The sequence below is a fragment of the Burkholderia sp. Ax-1724 genome (assembly GCF_011752995.1).
In the GTDB taxonomy this organism is placed as follows: domain Bacteria; phylum Pseudomonadota; class Gammaproteobacteria; order Burkholderiales; family Burkholderiaceae; genus Paraburkholderia.
On record NZ_VWWL01000015.1, the window covers coordinates 156,777 to 174,403 of the forward strand.

18 protein-coding genes are annotated in these 17,627 nt (G+C 64.0%); all 18 read right to left on the reverse strand.

Annotation, left to right across the window (positions count from 1 at the left end; translation table 11 throughout):
• Positions 1 to 8 precede the first annotated feature (8 nt).
• The 18 genes from F3J19_RS19125 to F3J19_RS19210 all read right to left on the reverse strand — a co-directional run bounded on the left by F3J19_RS19125 (position 9) and on the right by F3J19_RS19210 (position 17,458).
• Positions 9 to 281 (reverse strand): hypothetical protein, encoded by a 273-nt coding sequence (locus tag F3J19_RS19125; RefSeq protein ID WP_167044359.1) that lies wholly within the window; start codon positions 279 to 281, stop codon positions 9 to 11.
• Entirely contained in the window at positions 274 to 1,062 is a 789-nt protein-coding gene (locus F3J19_RS19130) for a carboxymuconolactone decarboxylase family protein (RefSeq protein ID WP_167044363.1), read from the reverse strand. Before F3J19_RS19130 ends, F3J19_RS19125 begins: the two co-directional genes overlap by 8 nt.
• Before the next feature lie 144 nt (positions 1,063 to 1,206).
• Positions 1,207 to 1,599, reverse strand: coding sequence for a cupin domain-containing protein (locus tag F3J19_RS19135; RefSeq protein ID WP_167044366.1), 393 nt, complete (start codon positions 1,597 to 1,599; stop codon positions 1,207 to 1,209).
• Entirely contained in the window at positions 1,596 to 2,507 is a 912-nt protein-coding gene (locus F3J19_RS19140) for an NAD(P)-dependent oxidoreductase (RefSeq protein ID WP_167044369.1), read from the reverse strand. Before F3J19_RS19140 ends, F3J19_RS19135 begins: the two co-directional genes overlap by 4 nt.
• Before the next feature lie 24 nt (positions 2,508 to 2,531).
• The gene (locus F3J19_RS19145; protein WP_167044372.1) at positions 2,532 to 3,881 is read right to left on the reverse strand and encodes an MFS transporter; all 1,350 of its coding nucleotides are present in this window, start codon (positions 3,879 to 3,881) and stop codon (positions 2,532 to 2,534) included.
• 85 nt (positions 3,882 to 3,966) lie between these two features.
• Positions 3,967 to 4,362, reverse strand: coding sequence for a carboxymuconolactone decarboxylase family protein (locus F3J19_RS19150; RefSeq protein ID WP_167044375.1), 396 nt, complete (start codon positions 4,360 to 4,362; stop codon positions 3,967 to 3,969).
• 82 nt (positions 4,363 to 4,444) lie between these two features.
• Positions 4,445 to 5,875, reverse strand: a complete 1,431-nt coding sequence (locus F3J19_RS19155) for an aldehyde dehydrogenase family protein (protein ID WP_167044378.1) — start codon at positions 5,873 to 5,875, stop codon at positions 4,445 to 4,447.
• 35 nt (positions 5,876 to 5,910) lie between these two features.
• Positions 5,911 to 6,789 (reverse strand): NAD(P)-dependent oxidoreductase, encoded by an 879-nt coding sequence (locus F3J19_RS19160; RefSeq protein ID WP_167044381.1) that lies wholly within the window; start codon positions 6,787 to 6,789, stop codon positions 5,911 to 5,913.
• Between the two features lie 13 nt (positions 6,790 to 6,802).
• Positions 6,803 to 7,129, reverse strand: coding sequence for an NIPSNAP family protein (locus F3J19_RS19165; RefSeq protein WP_167044384.1), 327 nt, complete (start codon positions 7,127 to 7,129; stop codon positions 6,803 to 6,805).
• Positions 7,130 to 7,207: 78 nt separating this feature from the next.
• The gene (locus F3J19_RS19170; RefSeq protein WP_167044387.1) at positions 7,208 to 8,119 is read right to left on the reverse strand and encodes an NAD(P)-dependent oxidoreductase; all 912 of its coding nucleotides are present in this window, start codon (positions 8,117 to 8,119) and stop codon (positions 7,208 to 7,210) included.
• A 39-nt stretch (positions 8,120 to 8,158) separates the two neighbouring features.
• Positions 8,159 to 9,550, reverse strand: coding sequence for an MmgE/PrpD family protein (locus F3J19_RS19175; protein WP_167044390.1), 1,392 nt, complete (start codon positions 9,548 to 9,550; stop codon positions 8,159 to 8,161).
• 111 nt (positions 9,551 to 9,661) lie between these two features.
• The gene (locus F3J19_RS19180; protein WP_167044393.1) at positions 9,662 to 11,077 is read right to left on the reverse strand and encodes an MFS transporter; all 1,416 of its coding nucleotides are present in this window, start codon (positions 11,075 to 11,077) and stop codon (positions 9,662 to 9,664) included.
• Between the two features lie 243 nt (positions 11,078 to 11,320).
• Positions 11,321 to 12,154, reverse strand: a complete 834-nt coding sequence (locus F3J19_RS19185) for a glucose 1-dehydrogenase (RefSeq protein WP_167044395.1) — start codon at positions 12,152 to 12,154, stop codon at positions 11,321 to 11,323.
• A 69-nt stretch (positions 12,155 to 12,223) separates the two neighbouring features.
• Entirely contained in the window at positions 12,224 to 13,444 is a 1,221-nt protein-coding gene (locus tag F3J19_RS19190) for a porin (RefSeq protein WP_167044398.1), read from the reverse strand.
• 234 nt (positions 13,445 to 13,678) lie between these two features.
• Positions 13,679 to 13,990, reverse strand: a complete 312-nt coding sequence (locus F3J19_RS19195; RefSeq protein WP_167044399.1) for a non-heme iron oxygenase ferredoxin subunit — start codon at positions 13,988 to 13,990, stop codon at positions 13,679 to 13,681.
• 25 nt (positions 13,991 to 14,015) lie between these two features.
• Positions 14,016 to 15,266 carry an SRPBCC family protein gene (locus tag F3J19_RS19200; RefSeq protein WP_167044402.1) on the reverse strand — a complete coding sequence of 417 codons (1,251 nt, stop codon included), beginning with the start codon at positions 15,264 to 15,266 and terminating at the stop codon, positions 14,016 to 14,018.
• A gap of 13 nt (positions 15,267 to 15,279) precedes the next feature.
• A complete protein-coding gene (locus F3J19_RS19205) occupies positions 15,280 to 15,792 on the reverse strand; it encodes an aromatic-ring-hydroxylating dioxygenase subunit beta (protein WP_240159076.1) in 513 nt (170 codons plus the stop codon).
• 55 nt (positions 15,793 to 15,847) lie between these two features.
• On the reverse strand, positions 15,848 to 17,458 hold the full coding sequence (locus F3J19_RS19210) for a thiamine pyrophosphate-binding protein (RefSeq protein ID WP_167044405.1): 1,611 nt from the start codon (positions 17,456 to 17,458) through the stop codon (positions 15,848 to 15,850).
• Positions 17,459 to 17,627: the final 169 nt, after the last annotated feature.

The window sequence follows — 17,627 nt, forward strand, 5'->3', positions numbered from 1 at the left end:
ATCGCACGTCAGTTGTAGCCGAGAATCGCGACGGCCCGCACACTCGTGTGCTCGTTGCCGTTCGACGCAAGTGCCGACAGGGGCGGCGATTGCATTGCGCGCCACGCGGAATGGCACGGCCCAGCTGTCTTGCCGGCTACCGATGAAAATGCGGACGAAAACGCGGACGCAATCGCAGAGGTGAATATCGTGCGCGGCGCATCGACATTGTGCGAGTCGGACAGGTCGCCCGGCGCGGCACGCAACGAAAACATCGGCTCGGGTTTTGTGGCATCACGCATGCGGTTTCTCCGGCGCGCCAGCGGCATTCGCCAGCGCGGCTTCGAGCAGCGGCGCGCCCAGTTCCGCGCCGTGGATGCCCGTCACGCTGACGATCTCCAGCAATTCCATCAGTTCTTCAGCCGTCGCTCCATAATGCAGCGCATTGCGCATGTGCAGCTTGAGGCCGGGTACGTACAGATGCGTGGCCGACGCATCGAACGCACAATACATGAATTCCTTGAGCTTCGGGCTCAGCACACCGCTACGCCACGGCACCGAAGAGAATTCGACGTATGCGTCGAACAGGTCCGGATCGAGTTCGAGCAGCCCTTCCCAGCTCGGATGCCAGTAGCCGCGGTTCTTCTCGAACGCGGCTTTCAGCGCCTGCCGCCGCTCGTCGAGTGGGGCCGGGCCGTCGCGCAAGCCCTCTTCTTCCAGAACTTCCAGCAGCACCGGCACGCCGACGTTGCTGGTATGAATACCGATCGTGCTGATCAATTCGAGTACTTCGACCAGTTCATCGCGCGTCGCGCCGAACGATAGTGCCCGCTCGATGTGACGCGCCACACCGGGCGCATAGAGCTGCGTCGCGCAGGCGTCGGCAGCCAGCGCGATGAACGCGCGGGTCTTGTCGTCGAGATGGTTGCGCCGCCGCGGTACGCCGGCGAACTTCAGATACGCGGCGACGAAAACCGGGGCGAGCCTCATGAGGCTGTCCCACTCGGGACTCGCCTGACCGTGCAGGCTCGCGAGTTCGTCGCGCAGGCGTGACAGATCGGGTTGCGGCGGAGTCTGGGTCATGATGTCAATTCCATCGAAGGCTTAACAATATCGGCAACCTCACATCGGTGGCGCGCGCCGGACAGCTTCAGCTTCGCGGCGAACCGGACGCGAAAGTCGGCCCGAACGCAGGCTGGAACATCGACGCGCGCGACGGCACGAACCTCAGCCCCCCACACCCTTCGGATAATCGGCTTGCGCGACCTCTTCCTGCCACGTCCCCTTGCCGATCGACGTCGCGATATGAACCATGTAGCTGCCTTCGCTCGCGCCGTGCCAGTGACGCTCGTTCGGGCCGATGAACACGATGTCGCCCTGGCGGATCGGCCGCGGCTCCTCGCCGTCGAGGCAAATCCAGCCCTGGCCGGCCGTCACCTGCAGCACCTGGCCGTACTCGTGCGTGTGCCAGTAGGTACGTCCGCCCGGTTCGAAACACACCGTGTTGATCGTCACGCCGTTGGTCGCGGGCATCACCGGATCGGCCCAGACCGTCCCCGTGAACGTATCGCCGCGACGCTCGGACATTGCGCCTGCCGCTCTGCCGTGAAAGACTTTCATGCTTTTTTCTCCTTTGCTCCGTCGAACAGCCGGACGCCGCCCGACACGTCGCCGATCGCATCGACGACCCGATTGCTGATCACATCTCCATAGCCGAGCGCGGTGCCGAGCCCGAAGCTCGCGAGCGGCCCCGCCGCGTTCAGCGACATCACACCGAGTTCGCGCACGCGATCGACGTACAGCACGACGTCCTTCGTCATGAGCTTGCCGGTCAGGCCACCTTCGAGATAATCGCCGTCGACGATTTTCGGAAAACGGTTGAGCGTCGCGAAGTTGACACCACTGCTACTGTTCAGCACATCGAGCAGCAGGTGCAGGTCGAGCCCGGCCTTCTTGCCCGCCACCATCACCTCGGCACTCGCAGCCAGGCTCACTGCGTTCAGGAAGTTGTTGAGCAGCTTGGTCGTGTGACCGGCGCCGCTCCCGCCCATGTATGCGACCTTCGAGCTGATCGGCCCGAACGCCCATTGCAGTTCGGCAACCGCTTCGGCCTCGCCGCCCACCATCAGCGTCAGCGTGCCCTTCTCGGCTGCGGCCGCGCCACCCGAAATACCCGCGTCGACGTAACGCACGCCGCGCTCGGCGAAGCGCTTCGCGAGGCGGATCGTCGAACTCGCGGCGGCCGTGCTCAGATCGACGACGATCTGTCCGGCGCGGCAATGCGCGAGCACACCGTCCTCGCCTTCGACGACCGCTTCGACCACCTTGCTGTCAGGCAGCGACAGCATCACGACGTCCGCGTAGCCGACCACTTCGCGCAGCGTGCCGGCAGCCTGCGCGCCGGCTGCTTCGACGCGCTCCCGCGCCGTGTCGTAACCGAGCACCGCGATGCCCGCGCCAACGAGGCGCTGCGCCATGCGTCCGCCCATGTTGCCGAGGCCGATAAAACCTACCCTTTCCTTGTTCATGACTTCCGTTCCTCTGCTTCGCAATTAGAAATCGACATCTTTCGTTTCCGGACCCATCATCGCGCCGATCATGCCGAGCAGCCCGCCCACGCACAGCAGCACGACCGACGTGAGCCGCAGCGGCATGAACGCGCCGAGCCAGTTCATATAGAACGCGTAGAACGACGGGATGATGACCGAGAGGCTGAAGCCGACGCCGAAGCCGGTCGCGCGCACGTCCGTCACGAACCGCTCGTTGATGTACGTGACGATCACGCCCCACGGCGACGTGACGAGCACCGCGAGTACGCAGGTCAGCAGCATGATGGCCGGCAACGACAGTCCGTCCACGTTCGCGAGCACGTACAGCAGCACGGCGCCGAGCGTGGCGATCAGCGGACCGACGATCACGAAGAAGCGACGTCGTCCGATACGCTGCGCGACCAGACCCGAGGCGATGTAGCTGAAAAACAGCACGAAGTACGTGAGCATCAGCGTGGCGGTCATCTGGAAGCCGGTCAGGTGCAGCGTCTTCACGAGCAGCCCCGTGGGCAGGAAGATCGTAATGATGTTCTGCGTGAGCCAGAAGCCCGTCATCATCACCAGCACCTGCAGCAGGTTGCGCCCGCTCTTGCCGCGCAGCAGATCGGAAAGCGGCAGTTTTTCGGTGACCGTCGGCTTGTCGGCGGCCTCGCTCTTCCAGACTTCCGATTCGGCGACCTTGCGCACGTAGTACATCGCGAGCAGGCCCGCGAGCGCCGCACCGAGCACAAACGGAATGCGCCAGCCCCATTGCGCGTACGGCGAATTCATGCCGCTCAGCGGAAAGAGCGCGAACATCAGCATCGCAACGAGGTTGATCGTCACGTACGCGGCCGGAAATCCGGCAATGATGAAGCCGCCGACGAAACCACGCTGCTCCTTCTTCGCATACTCGATCGCGAGCGGCATCGCACCGGTGTAGCCGCCGCCGAGAAAGATCCCGTCGACGAACCGCAGCAGCACCAGCAGCCAGTACGACGCGATGCCGATGTGCTGATAGCCAGGCAGAAGCGCGATCAGCAACGTCACCACGCCGAAGCCCGACACCGACCAGATCGAGGCCTTGCGACGCCCGATGCGGTCCGCGATCATGCCGAACAGCAGCGAGCCGACCGGCCGTCCGAGCAGCGTCGTGATGAACACCAGCGATGCGAGAATCGCCTCCATGCCCGCCGACAGATGCGGCGGCTGAAAATAGCCGAGTACGGGCGAAAGCACCACCACCGGCAAATAGATATCGAACATGTCGATGAATTCGGAAAAGAACGCGCCCTTGATCGCGTTGCGTCTCTTCGTTTCGATCGACTGTTCGCCCTCCGACTCTACGACGTCATGCGCAGTCAGCGCTTTCATGGCTGTCTCCATTCGTTATGCGCACCGCGCGCGGTGCGGGTTCTCCCTGCGTTACCCCGTGGCTTTCGTGTGCTTTTTTGCCGGATCAGGAAGCCGCCGCTTCGGCTTCGTATGCCTTGATCGCCTCGCTCGCGACGCGAAACGCCGCCAGCGCGAGCGGCGCGCCGCAATACGCAGCCGCCTGCATCAGCACCGCGCGGATCTCTTCCTTCGTCACGCCATTGCGCAGCGCGCCCTTTACATGCACCGCCAGCTCGTGGTGCTGGCTCATCGCGGTGAGCATGCCGAGGTTCAGCATGCTGCGCGTCTTGAACGACAGCGTCGGGTCGCCCCAGATGTCGCCCCAGCAGCTTTCGGTGACGAACTTCTGCATCGGCCGGTTGAAGTCGTCGGCATTCGCCCACGATTTCTCGACGTGCGCGGCGCCGAGCACTTCCTTGCGGTTGTTGAAGCCTTTGTTGAAACGGTCGTTGGTATCCATCGCGATTCCTCAGTAATTCAGACTGTTTTTAAAACGGTGCGCCAGGCAGGCATGATGCGAACCGGTCTGCGCGCGGAAATTTTCACTCTGCGCCGTAACCGACCATCGCCTTGGTTTCCAGGTATTCGCGCAAGCCGGCTTCGCCCCACTCGCGCCCGTTGCCCGAGCGCTTATAGCCGCCGAAAGGCGCCTGGAAATCGGCGGGCGGGTAATTCAGATGTACGCCGCCCGCGCGCAACGCGCGGCCCACCTTGCGCGCACGCGCGAGATCGGCGGATTGCACGTAGGCCGCGAGACCGTAGTCGGTGCCGTTCGCGATCGCGATCGCCTCTTCTTCCGAGTCGTAGGGAATCATCGACAGCACCGGCCCGAAGATCTCCTCGCGCGCGATCGTCATGTGCGGCGCGACATCGGCGAACACTGTCGGGCGCGCATAGTAGCCCGCGTCGATGCCGTCCGGCCGTCCGATGCCGCCCGTGACGAGGCGCGCGCCTTCGTCGATACCGGTCTGGATCAGCGCCTGCACACGCTTGAACTGACTCGCGTTGACAAGCGGGCCGAGCTGCGTCGCCGGATCGTCGGTCGGGCCGGTGCGATACGCCTGCGCCGCGTGCTTCGCGATCTGCGCCGCGTCGTTCATCAGATGACGCGGCACCAGCATGCGCGTCGGGATCGAACACGACTGGCCCGAATTCGTAAAGCACGCTGCCACGCCGCGTGTAACCGCCTGTTCGAGATCGACGTCGTCGAGCAGGAGGTTGGCGGACTTGCCGCCGAGTTCCTGCGCGACGCGCTTCACGGTCTCGGCCGCCGATTGTGCGACCAGCACGCCCGCGCGCGTCGAGCCGGTAAACGACACCATGTCGATGTCCGGATGACTCGCAATCGCCGCGCCGACACCCGGACCATCGCCATTGACGAGATTGAACACGCCGGCGGGCACGCCCGCGTCATGCAGCACTTCCGCGAACGCCAGCGCGCTGAGCGGCGAATACTCGCTCGGCTTGAGCACCATCGTGCAGCCCGCGGCCAGCGCCGGGGCGATCTTCACGACGATCTGATTGATCGGCCAGTTCCACGGCGTGATGAGTCCGCAGACGCCGATCGGTTCCAGCACGACACGCGTATTGCCGCGCTGTTCCTCGAATTCGAAACGCTCGAGCACCTCGATCAATGCGTTCAGATGCGCCGGTCCGCGCGCGGCCTGACCGTTGCGCGCAAACGTGATCGGCGCACCCATTTCGCGGCGCATCAATTCGGCGAATTCGTCGTAACGACGTTCGTAGACGGCGACGACGCGCTTGAGCAACGCCACCCGCTCGGCCACGCTGGTCGCGGACCACGCCGGAAATGCGCGGCGCGCGGCGGCGACCGCGCGATCGACATCGGCCGCGTTGCCGAGCGCAAGCTTGTCGAAGACCTTTTCCGTCGATGGATCGACGAGGTCGAACCAGACGGCGGACGCGGGTTCGACCCACTGTCCGTCGATATAGAACTGTGCAGCATGTGACATGACAGGCTCCAGAATCGGTGAATCGGAAGGCGGCCTCAGGAAGCCGCGCCTGGCAACAGCCGGTACATTTCGGTGTGATCGGTCACGGGCGTCGACTGCTGTGCCGCTTCGTTCCACACCTCGATGCAGGCCGTGCCAAATGTCATCGGATGGCCGACCGCCTGCGCGAGCGCATACGCGATCTTCAGATCCTTGTTCATCAACTGCAGCGCGAAGCCCCACGCAAACGTGCCGCTCAGCATGAACTGCTTGACCTTGTTTTCCGACGTATTGCTGCGCCCCGACGACGCGTTGAGCACGTCTGTCATCACGGCCGGCTCGATGCCGAAACGGCTCGCGATCTGCAGCGCCTCGACCGTCGCGGTCAGTCCCGCCGCCGACACATAATTGTTGAGCGCCTTGGCCGCATGACCGGCGCCCGCGCCGCCGATATGCAGCACGCTCGCGCCCATCGCATCGAGCAACGCCTTGCAGCGCGCAAGCACCTGCGCGTCGCCGCCGACGAGAATCGCGAGCGAGCCCTCCTTCGCGCGCTTGACGCCGCCCGACACCGGCGCATCGAGATACGCAAGGCCGCGCGCTTCGAGCGTCCTGCCGAGTTCGCGCGAGCGCTCCGGTTCCGACGAACTCATGTCGATGACGACAGCGCCCCGCGCGAGTTTCGCGGCCCAACCGTCGCCGAGCACCACGGCCTCGACAATCGCCGAGTTCGGCAGCATCGTGATCAATGCATCGAGCGATGCCGCGTTGTCGTCATTCAGACGCTGCGCACCGGTTTGCTCGGCGAGCGCGGCGGCGCGTGCGGCGTCAGCGTCGGCGATGAACAGTTCGAAGCCGGCTCTGCACAGGCACTGCACCATCGGCGCGCCCATCATGCCGAGACCGACGAAACCGATCCGCTTGAGTTGTGTCATTGCGAGACCTCGTCTAGCGCAGCGCCGAGAATGCGGTCGGCGTCAGAAAATGATTTTCGATACGCTCGACGATCGGCTTCTCGGCTTCCGTCGCCGCGCGTTTGACGATCCAGTCGGGGTCGGACTGGAACGCGTTCCACTTCTGCTCGCGCTCGGCGAGACTTTCCCACTTGAGCATGTAGGTCAGCGCGTGGTTGCTCGGTCCGATCAACGTGGTCCAGAAACCGAGCTGCTCGATGCCGTATTTTTCGAAAAAGCCGAGCGTGGTCGACGTGAAGCGATCGAGCAGTGCCGGCAAGCGCGTCGGCGCGCAGTGGTAAATACGCATTTCAACGATCATGAATAACCCCTGTTTGATCCGGTACGATGGGCCGGAAGTCCGGCCAGATGCCTGTTTGCGGAAGTGATTGCGAGGCGCTCAGTCGGCGAGCCCCTCCGACGACGACCAGCGCTCGACGTATTTGACGAGTTCGGTCATGTCACGCTTCGCGCCGTCCTGCATCGCCGCGTAGTTCCACACCTGACGCGCGACGCTGCCGACCCACATCGGCACGCCGAGCGCCTGGCATTCGTCCACCGCGAGGCCGATGTCCTTGCACACGCTGCCGACCGGAAAACCGAAATCGAAGCCGTGTGTCAGCACGTGTTTCGGGAATTTGTCCATCGTCGCGCCGTTCTTGCCGCTGCCCGAATTGATCACGGACATCATCACTTCGGGATCGAGGCCGCCGCGCATGCCGGCAACGAACGCTTCCGACGTGATCGCAAAAGCAGTCGACGACAACATGTTGTTGAGCAGCTTCAGCAACTGTCCCTGCCCTGGCTGATCGCCGACGACGAACACCTTGCCGAACACGTCGAACAGCGCGCGAACCTCGTCGAGCGCGGCCGGCTTGCCCGCCGTCATGATCGCCAGCGTGCCTTTCTTCGCGCCCGCAGCGCCGCCGCTTACCGGCGCGTCGACGGTTTCGATGCCCTTCGCGAGCAGAGCGTCGGCCACTTCCCTTTCGATGCGCGAACCGACCGTCGACAGATCGACGAGAATCTTCACCGCGCTACCTTCGATCAGGCCGCCGTCGCCGAGCGCCACCGCCTTGAAAATCGCCGGCGTCGGCAAGCTCGTGAAAACGACGCGCGCGGTGTCGGCCACTTCGCGCACCGACTTCGCCGCGCGCGCGCCGATCGCCGCGAGTTCCGCGACCGCCTGTTCATCGCGATCGAACACGACGAGCGTATGCCCCGCTTCGATCAAACGGCGCGCCATCGGCCGCCCCATCACACCTACGCCGATAAAACCGATCTGCTTGCTGCTTTGTTCGCTGCCTGACATGACTATCCTCATCCGTTGAAAATCGATCGATCGCGCTACTCAGTTCGCGCACGCTAGTTTCATCAGCACCGCCGCATCCGCTTCGCCGTCGAAACGCCACAGCGTATCGATCAGCGGTTGCGGTGCGACCCCCGAGCCGCCGTATGCGGCAAGTTCATGCAGCTTCGCCGCGAGTTCGACGTCGGCGAGTGGCGCGGCGAGACTGCCGCGCGCCGCCTGAATACGCCGCGATATCGTGTCGCCCGAGCGCAGCACGACAGCGACCTGAGCCGACTCGACCGGCCACGACGGATCGTCGATGAAACGCAAGCGCGCGCCGAATGCGCGCAGCGACGGATCGCCCACTGCGCTATCGCTAAACTGCGCGAGGCCGGCCTTGCCCGTCGCGAGCGCGACGGCCACCGCGTGCTGCGCGCTGACCTGCGATTCGCGACCGCTGCGCACAGCGGGCCGGTCGGTACGTTCGCGCAGCAGCGGATGGCCCGTCAGCTCGACCCGTTCGACATCGTCAAGGCTCCAATGCGCATCGCGACGCAGATCGAGACACGCGTCGATCACCGGGTTCAACACCACGCCGCACGGATACGGCTTGTAGGTATTCGACAGCAGCGACCATTCGAGCCCGAGACCGTCGGTCAGTGCCTCGATCTTCGGCTGCGCGGCCGTGACGCGCAGAAAACCGCGCGTGCCTTCGAGCGGCGCATCGGGACCGGAAAAATCGTCGGCGGCGAGCAGCGCCGACAGCAGGCCGTTACGTGCCGCATTGCCTACGCTGATGCTCTTCGACATCGTGCCCAGCGTCTCGACGAGACCGCCCGCCTGCGCGGATGCATTGCCGAGCGCCCACGCGATCTGCCGCGCGTTCAGGCCCAGTACCTTGGCCACGGCGGCGGCCGCGCCGAACACGCCGCACGTCGACGTGATGTGCCAGCCGCGTTGATAGTGCTCCGGCGAAACCGCGTTACCGATGCGGCACTCCACCTCGACGCCGAGCACGAACGCGAGCAGCAGTGCTTCGCCCGTCATCGGCCGTGTTTGAGCGAGCGCTAACAGCGCAGCGGCGACCGGCGCGCTCGGATGAATGATGGTCGGGATATGCGTGTCGTCAAAATCGAACACGTTTGCGCTCATCGCGTTGAGCGCGGCGGCGTTCAGCATGTCGAAGCGTTCGCACCGGCCGATCATGCCCGCACTGCGATCTGCGCCGAAGCGCTGGTAGACGCGCACCGCCTTGTCGAGCGTCGGATCGGTGCAGCCCGCCAGCGCGACCGCCATATAGTTGACGAGCGCGCGCTTCGCTTCGTGCCGCACTGCGGCGGGCACGTCGCGCCAGGTCGCCGCAGCACCCCATTGCGCGATGCGTTGCGTCGCATGGCCGGCGTGGCGGTTGGTGCTGCTCTGGCTGGAACTGCTCTCTGACTGTGCTGCCATGGGCGGATTTGTCCTCTACAGTGTGGCGCTTTCGCCGGATCTTTCGCGGAGCATGCGGATGAGCCCGCACAATGCGATCCGGTCTGCTCTGATGGATAACACCGCTGTCCTCTACGGCCTCGTAGCCGATGCCGCACGATCGTCGTTCGGCTGGCCACCTGCTGCAAACGTATTGCCGACTTCGGCCGCGATCGATTCGAGCGAACGCCGCCGCGTTTCCGTGCCGAGTACGCCGACGATCGCGGCCTGCACGAGCAGCGTGCCGACGATCAGCGCCAACACGCCGGCGATGCCGAAATCCGTGAACGCCGACGCCACCACATACGGCACCACGATGCTCACCGCGCGGCCCACCGTATTCGACACGCCCGAGCCACGCAAACGCAGCTCGGTCGGGAACAGTTCCGGCACATACGTTGCGACGCTGAACGACGACAGCACGTAGATGCAGCAGGTGATCGCGAAACCGAGCGCGGCAATCGCCACTTCCGACTGCGCGAACGGATAAGCGGCGCCAAACCCCGCGCAGATCAGCGAAAACAGCACGATGCCCCACTTGCGGCCGACACGCTCCGCCAGTGCAAAGGCGATCAGCGAACCCACCGGGCCGCCCGCGAACATCACTGCCGTCAGTCCCAGCGAATTCGAGACGCTATGGCCTTGCTTGACAAGAAAAGTCGGAATCCAGCTGACGAACGCGTAGTTGACGACGAACAGCGCGACTAGCACCGTGATGCCGGTAATCGTGCGCGTGAGCAGTCGGCGCGCGAACAGATCGCCGAGACGTCCGTTGTCCCGCGTGTCGGGATGGCGCAGCTGCTGAGCCGCAGCCGCGATCGCCGCGGTTGAATCGACGCCGCATGCGGTCTCGATGTTCGACACGATCCGGTCCGCCTCGGCGACGCGATTGCGCGATGCGAGCCAGCGCGGCGACTCCGGCATCGACTTGCGCAGGAACCACACGACAAGCGCGCCGCAGCCCGCGATCGCGAACATCCAGCGCCAGCCGTAGTGCGGCACGATCAGCCAGCCGAGGAAGGTTGACAGGAACAGCGACGTATTGATGATGAGATTGAGGATCGTGCCGAACCGGCCGCGCCACGCAGCCGGAATGAATTCACTCAGCGTGCCGTAGCCAACGACGATCTCCGCCCCCATGCCGATGCCCATCACGAGGCGGAAGAAAATCAGCCAGTACATCGAAGGCGCAAGCGCCGCGGCAATCGATGCGAAGCCGTAGATGCCGAGATTGAACTGATAGCAGAAACGCCGCCCGAAGCGGTCGCCGAGCAGACCGGACAGCCATGCGCCCGCCATCATGCCGAGGAACGTGACGGACACGAACATCGCGTTGAGCTTCAGCGTGGATTCGCCGCTGTGGATCATTGCGGCAAGCACCGTGCCGGCGATGTAGATGTCGAACGAGTCGAAATACATACCCGCCGCGATCAAGCCAAGCAGCCGCCAGTGATAACCGGACAGCGGCACGCTGTCCAGTCGGTATCCAATACTCGCTTCGTTCTGCATAGGTACTGTCTCCGTCAAAGGCACTTTTCTTGTTGTCGGGTTGCGGCTTCACGCTGCGTCGCTCATCGAATGTGAGCGTTACCATAAAGATCGATTATATTCGCGTAATACAATCGGTCAAGAAGACATTTACCCTGGCAAGATTTTTTCTGCCGATGCACGGAGAAAACACGTACGTATGTTGCAATGCGATTGGAGCGCATACCGGTACAGTACGGCGTGCGTGGCGCCCGCCAGCCGGTATCAGACGCGGCCGTCCACCCCCGCCGTATTCCACTGTCCCGCGCCACCGCTTGGCCTCACGGTGCTCACGATCGCCGAGCCGCCGTCCACCGACAGCACGTCGCCGTTGATATAACTGGACTCGTCGCTGAGCAGGAATGCGACCGCATTGGCGACTTCGTCCGGCGTGCCGACTCGCCGCATCGGCACAGTCGTGCCGCGCTGCACCACATCGCCGCCGGCGCCGGAGCCAGCGGCATTGGCAGCGAACAGCGCGGTCGGCACCAGTCCCGGCGCAACCGCGTTGACGCGAATACCACGCGGCCCCCCGTACATCGCCCCTCCATGCACGATCCCGAGCACACCGTGCTTCGAGGTCTGGTACGGCAACAGGTCGTCACTGCCGAGCAGCGCGCCGATCGATGCGGTAATCACGATCGAGCCCGTACCCTGCTGCACCGCGTATTGACGAAAGGCCGCGCGCGCACCGAGAAACGGGCCGCGCAGATTCACGCGCATGACCGCATCGAATTCGTCGACGCCGATGTCCGGAAAGAGCGCCAGCGTTCCGACGATGCCCGCGTTCAGGTGATGCAGATCGACGCGTCCGAATCTATCGAGCGTCTCGCGCATATAGCGCTCGACATCTTCTTCGCGTGACACGTCTGCCTGAACAGCCAGTGCGTTGCCGGGTTCCGGCAATGAAGCCGCGACCTCCTGCGCCAGTGCGCGCTCGACATCGACCACGACGACGCGCGCGCCGTCCTCGGCGAGCCGCCGTGCGGTTGCCGCGCCGATGCCGCTGCCGGCCCCCGTTACGATGACAACTTTTCCTTGAAGCGATGCAAAGCTCACGCTGTTATTCCTCCATGCAAAAGAAGCGTCCGGCGCAACCGACGCGCCGGGCGCAGAACCTGGCGCCCGTCAGAAGTGATGCCGGATGCCGGCACGCACGACCACCTGTGAATTCGACGCCGATGAGCCGCCGCCATTCGACGCATCGCCCACAGAAGCGGTTGCGTCGACCACGTTGCCGAACGCGTCGAGCGTGCGGCCCGACGCATGCTGATAGCCGCCGACGAGGAACAGGATGGTCCGTTTCGACAGATTCTTGAACGCAGCGACGCTGATCTGGTTGTACTGCGGAGGCGATGACGAACCGTCCACCGAACTGCCGCGCGAATACGCGTACGCCGTGGCAAGCGCGAGCGTCGAGGTGACTTGCCACGACGCAACGGCGCCGCCCGTGTTGAATTTCTGATTGCGATGGAACAGCGAGAACGGCCCCGGCCTGTACTGCACGTTGCTGTAGTTCAAGCCGAGCGTGACCGGGCCGATCACGTAATTCCACGCGGTGCCGATGATCTGCAAGGTTTCCGCCGACGCGAAACCCGCGTTGATCGACGAATTGAAAATGCTGTCCGACGAGCCGACCCACGTGCCGTTCGTCACGTCGTCGGGACCCGTCTTGCTATTGTCCGCACGGTAGTACGCGACGCTGCCCGCGAGCGGACCGCGAGCATAAGCCGCCCCGATACCGTAGGTGCTTTTGTCGTGCATCGATCCCGGCTGTCCGCCGAAACCGTACAACGCCTCGATGGTAAAGCCGCCCATCACGGGGCTCGTGTATTTGACCGAGTTGCTGATGCGCAGGCTATTGTCGAAATCGTCGAGGTCGCCCGGATGCGCTGCAATACCGTTCAGAAAGCGCGTCGGCCCGAGCGGCTCGACGAGGTCGACCAGCGGATCGTACTGACGCCCAAAGGTCAACGTGCCATAGCGCGTATTGCCCAGACCGACGAACGCCTGACGATTGAACATCGTACCGGCCGACGCGAACGCGCCGGTGCCGATATTGAAACCGTTCTCCAACGTAAATACCGCACGATAGCCGCCGCCCAGATCCTCGACGCCCTTCAGACCCCAGCGATCCGCAAAGGTCGAACCGCTGACGAAGCCGAGCTTCGAATGGTTCACCAGCATCGCGGGCCGACCCGCCGCGCCCGGTGTCACGGTAACCGCCTGGTTGTTCGAATACCCGATGCCGGCATCGAGAATACCGTACAGCGTCACGCTGCTTTGCGCGCAGGCCGCGCCGGCGCCCGTGCCGAGCACGAGCGAAGCCAGAATCAGTTTCTTCTTCATCGTTGTTCTCCTGACCGGGAGGTGCAAGTCCACCCCGGTGTCTCCATTGAATGTGATTTTGAGATTTTTATATGTGATCCTAAACACTTAACTGGCGATGCAACCTGATGCCACCCGGCATCGCGCGCATCGCAAGCCGATGTGTTTGCGGGCGGACCGTGGCCTGCCTCTTACCGCTGCTACCTGCCCTTTTCCGAACCGCGATCGCATGAACCGCGGCGCGATAACCGCCTGCTACAACTCGACGTAGACGGTGCCGTCTTCGATCCTGATCGGATACGCGCGCACGTCTTCACGCGCGGGAGGACCGATCACCTTGCCGGTGCGGATCGAGAAGCACGACTGGTGCATCGGGCATTCGATCACGTCGCCGTCGATAAAACCATCCGACAGCCGCACCTCGGGCTCGTGCGTGCAGCGGTCGCTGATCGCATAGACTTCGCGGCCCAGCCGGTACAGCGCGATTGGCGTATCGCCGATCAGCAGCGGGCACGGCGTGCCCTCCGCCACGGCGTCGGCCTGGATTGCGGGGTGCCATTCGCTCATCGTGTCTGTCTCCCAGTCGGGCAGCTCAGAGGCCCATTTTTTCGCGGTAGTAGTGATAGAAGCTGCGGATCAGCGTCTCCGTCAGCATGGTTTCCTGCGGCGCGTAATCGCGCCCGCCCATCTCGACGGCCTGCACCGAATCCGGCGCGCTTTGCGCAACTGGCTGCATCAGCGCGAGCACTTCGCTGTCGTCGACCGCGACATAGCCGGCCGGCCCCATCAGATTCGCCTGCTTGATGCGGCGGTTCTGCATCGTCTCGTCGTCGTCCTCGAAGCCGTAGTGCGTCCACGACAGCTCTGTCTGCGATTCCGACTTCGGAATCACATGGCGGATCGCCAGCGAATTTCCATGCTGCTGAAAGAACACCGACGGCAATACCGAGAAATTGATCATCGAACTGTCGCCGAATTCGTCAACGGGCCGCACCATGTCCATGTCCTGCAGCGAGAAATCGCTTTTCAGCGACGCAAGCTGCTGCGTGACTTCGTTCTTCTCGCTCGCGGTAGCGGCCGAATAGGTCGACGCCATGATCGCGTGGCGGCCGCCGAGCGTCGGCACCGCCTTGAACGCGGTATCCGCACGCAGCAGGCCGAAGGTCAGGAAAAAGCTGTGCAGCAGCGTCGCGTGATACGGATCGCGACTGTTCTCGACATACAGTTTCCAGTTGCATGGCAATAGCTGGCGGTTGTAGCCGAGCAGTTTGAGACGGCCGTTGCCGGTTGCGCGATCGATCAGCGCGGCGATTTCGTCACCCAGATAGGCCTCGAGATCCGGTGCCGATTCGTCGAAGGTCGCCCACACGAGACCTTTGCGTTCCTCTACGCGCAGCTTGCGCAGGCCGTGCTCGCCCTTGGCGAAATCCCGCGGCATGCCGCCCTTGCCCATTGCGCCGCGTAAAAACGGCAGGCCGAGCAGGTTGCCCTTCAGATCGTAGCTCCAGTGGTGATAGGGACAAGTGAAGTCCTTCACGACACCATTGTTTTTCCAGCACAGCATCGATCCGCGATGCGCGCAGCGGTTCTCGACCACATTGATGGTGCCGTCTTCATCGCGCACCATCAGTACCGGGCGCGTGCCGATCCAACTGCGTTTGAACGCGCCCGGCTCGGCGATTTCACAGGCGAGACCAACGAAATTCCAGGTGGAGCCTTCGTAGAAGACTTCCATTTCGCGCTTGAACAGATCCGGATCGGAATAGATCCAGGCAGGAATGCGCGCGTCGCGCTGTTCTGGCCAGCGGCGCAACTGCGCGGTGGAAACCGTGCTCGTATTCATTCGGCGTGCCTCGTTAGACGGGATAAATCAACGACGTGCGGATGCGGTAATTGTCGAACACGCAGATCCGCTGACGGAATTTCAGCGCGCCGCCCTCGCGCACGACGCGGTCGATATAGCGGCCAACCAGCAGCAGATGCGCTTCGCGGTCCGACATGCTTTCGAAAATCGCGAAGTTCGCCTGCGACGACCAGCCCTGCGCGTCGATCGCGTTGACCTGCACGCCGTTCACCATATGGCGCAGCACGCGAGGCTCGAACACGGCCGTCTCGCGGATGCCGGCAATGCGGTCGCGGATCATGCCGATGCCCTCGCACTGCATCGTCGACAGCGGCAGTTGCGCGGTATGGTTCTCGAGCGACACCACCCGATACAGGCAATCGTCGGTGAAAAATGTCGACCAGCGATCGAGGTCGAATTCGTCGAGCGCGAATGCATAGTCGTCGTAGAAATCGCGCAGTTCGGCGCGTATCTGCGCACGGCCGGCAGCGTCGAGGTCCTGCATGCTCCCAGGTTGCTGAGTCATCGTTGCGGCTCTCCTTCAGTGGTCCTGATATCTACTGCGTCGCGCCACGCGGCGTTCAGCCGCGCAGCGAGCGGATCTGCGCGTGATACGGCTCCGGATCGATCACGACGTCGACCACGCTCGGACCGTCGGCCGCGAGCGCCGCACTCAGCGCATCGGCCAGTTGCGCCGGATCCTCGACGCGCCAGCCCCTGGCGCCGAAACCACGCGCGACCTGCGCGAAGTCGGTGTGCGAATAATCGACCCCGGCATGCGGCAGATCGCGGCGACGCTGCTTGACGCCGATCAGCGTCATGCTCGAGTCGTTGAAAACCACTACCGTCAGCTTGCAGCCTGCCTGCACGGCGGTGGCGAATTCGGCCGCGCACATCATCAGCCCGCCGTCGCCGGTGAAGGCGACCACTGGCCGGTTCGGCTCGGCGAGCGCCGCGCCGATCGCGGCCGGCAACGCGAAGGCCATTGTCGCGAGACCGCGCGAGATCAGCACGTCGCGCGGCGCGTTCGCCTGGAAGTGCGCCATCACGGGCAGCATGTGCGCGCCTGCATCGACAGTGATACGTGCGTTCGCCGGCAGCGCCGCGCAGGCGGCCTCGGTTAGCGACTGCGGCGTAATCGGGCCGCCGCCGTGCGTCAGCGCGCGCGCACGCATGCCTTCCTTCAGCGTGCCGAGCTGCGTGCTGTGCCAGTCGCTGCGTGCAAGACCGACCTCAAGTTGCGCGGCGGCAACGGCCAGATCGCCGATCACGGATGCGACCGGGTTAAAGTAGTGACGCGGGAATGAATGCAGCGCGATATCGAGCACCGGTGTCGTATAGCGCCACGGCTGCGGCGCGAATTCGACCGGGTCCGCGCCGAACAGCACGAACAGATCCGCACTGCGCAGCGTCTCGTCTTCCGCGGCACCACCGATGTACGAGCCGAGCATGAGCGGATCGGCGTCGTGCAATACGCCCTTCGCCTTGTACGTCGCCAACACCGCGCATTGCAGCTTTGCGGCGAGCCGGCGCAAGGCTTCGCTGGCACGCGCCTCGGCCGCCTGCAAACCAGCGATGATCACAGGCCGCCTCGCCGCTGCCAGCACCTTGCGCGCATGCTCGAAGACGGCGGGCCCGGGAGCGGCGGGCACTGGCCTCGCGACCTGCACGGGCACCGCATCGGCCGGCACCGTACCGCGCATGCCCGCGCCGGTGACTTCCAGATAGACCGGTCCGTACGGTGCGCTCAACGCGGTGTCGAGCAACGCGCCGACGGCCGGCAGCGCAACCGGCGTGTCGAGCCGCGCGGCGCCCTTGATCAGCGGCTCCAGCACGCGCGTCTGATCGAAACGCTGATGGCTGATAAAAGCCTGCTCGTGCTCGTAACCGTCGCCTATCAGCACGATCGGCGCGCGGTCCAGCGCTGCATACGCGACACCGTTCACGCCGTTCGCGAGACCGGGGCCGCGCGTCGTCAGCACGACGCCGAGACTGCCGGTCAGTTCGGCCGTGACTGCCGCCATCATCGCAGCCGAGTTTTCCGTGCGCGTCACGACGAATTCGATCCCTGCCTCGTTTGCCGCCTCGATCACATCGAGACTGCAATCGCCGCCCGGCACGCCGAAAATCCGCGTCACGCCGCGAGCCGCCAGTTGTTCGATCAATACCTGCGCACCGGTCCGACTAGACATTCACGTTCTCCCAAATGGAGCGTTGCCGCTCTCGTTGTCGTCCTTCACTCACCGCGCCCGGGCCGCGAGCGTCTGAGTCCGGGCGATCCGCCTGAATACGGAAAAAACTTCGTGTTAGCGCCATCCATCCAAACCCAACCCAGCGCGTAACATTTCACGATCAAACCGG

Coding starts and splice junctions, on each gene's coding strand:
- F3J19_RS19205 (WP_240159076.1), bottom strand. CDS start 15,792: ATGACTCAGCAACCTGGGAGCATGCAGGACCTCGACGCTGCCGGCCGT.
- F3J19_RS19135 (WP_167044366.1), bottom strand. CDS start 1,599: ATGAAAGTCTTTCACGGCAGAGCGGCAGGCGCAATGTCCGAGCGTCGC.
- F3J19_RS19125 (WP_167044359.1), bottom strand. CDS start 281: ATGCGTGATGCCACAAAACCCGAGCCGATGTTTTCGTTGCGTGCCGCG.
- F3J19_RS19130 (WP_167044363.1), bottom strand. CDS start 1,062: ATGACCCAGACTCCGCCGCAACCCGATCTGTCACGCCTGCGCGACGAA.
- F3J19_RS19160 (WP_167044381.1), bottom strand. CDS start 6,789: ATGACACAACTCAAGCGGATCGGTTTCGTCGGTCTCGGCATGATGGGC.
- F3J19_RS19175 (WP_167044390.1), bottom strand. CDS start 9,550: ATGGCAGCACAGTCAGAGAGCAGTTCCAGCCAGAGCAGCACCAACCGC.
- F3J19_RS19140 (WP_167044369.1), bottom strand. CDS start 2,507: ATGAACAAGGAAAGGGTAGGTTTTATCGGCCTCGGCAACATGGGCGGA.
- F3J19_RS19165 (WP_167044384.1), bottom strand. CDS start 7,129: ATGATCGTTGAAATGCGTATTTACCACTGCGCGCCGACGCGCTTGCCG.
- F3J19_RS19170 (WP_167044387.1), bottom strand. CDS start 8,119: ATGTCAGGCAGCGAACAAAGCAGCAAGCAGATCGGTTTTATCGGCGTA.
- F3J19_RS19195 (WP_167044399.1), bottom strand. CDS start 13,990: ATGAGCGAATGGCACCCCGCAATCCAGGCCGACGCCGTGGCGGAGGGC.
- F3J19_RS19150 (WP_167044375.1), bottom strand. CDS start 4,362: ATGGATACCAACGACCGTTTCAACAAAGGCTTCAACAACCGCAAGGAA.
- F3J19_RS19180 (WP_167044393.1), bottom strand. CDS start 11,077: ATGCAGAACGAAGCGAGTATTGGATACCGACTGGACAGCGTGCCGCTG.
- F3J19_RS19155 (WP_167044378.1), bottom strand. CDS start 5,875: ATGTCACATGCTGCACAGTTCTATATCGACGGACAGTGGGTCGAACCC.
- F3J19_RS19190 (WP_167044398.1), bottom strand. CDS start 13,444: ATGAAGAAGAAACTGATTCTGGCTTCGCTCGTGCTCGGCACGGGCGCC.
- F3J19_RS19210 (WP_167044405.1), bottom strand. CDS start 17,458: ATGTCTAGTCGGACCGGTGCGCAGGTATTGATCGAACAACTGGCGGCT.
- F3J19_RS19200 (WP_167044402.1), bottom strand. CDS start 15,266: ATGAATACGAGCACGGTTTCCACCGCGCAGTTGCGCCGCTGGCCAGAA.
- F3J19_RS19145 (WP_167044372.1), bottom strand. CDS start 3,881: ATGAAAGCGCTGACTGCGCATGACGTCGTAGAGTCGGAGGGCGAACAG.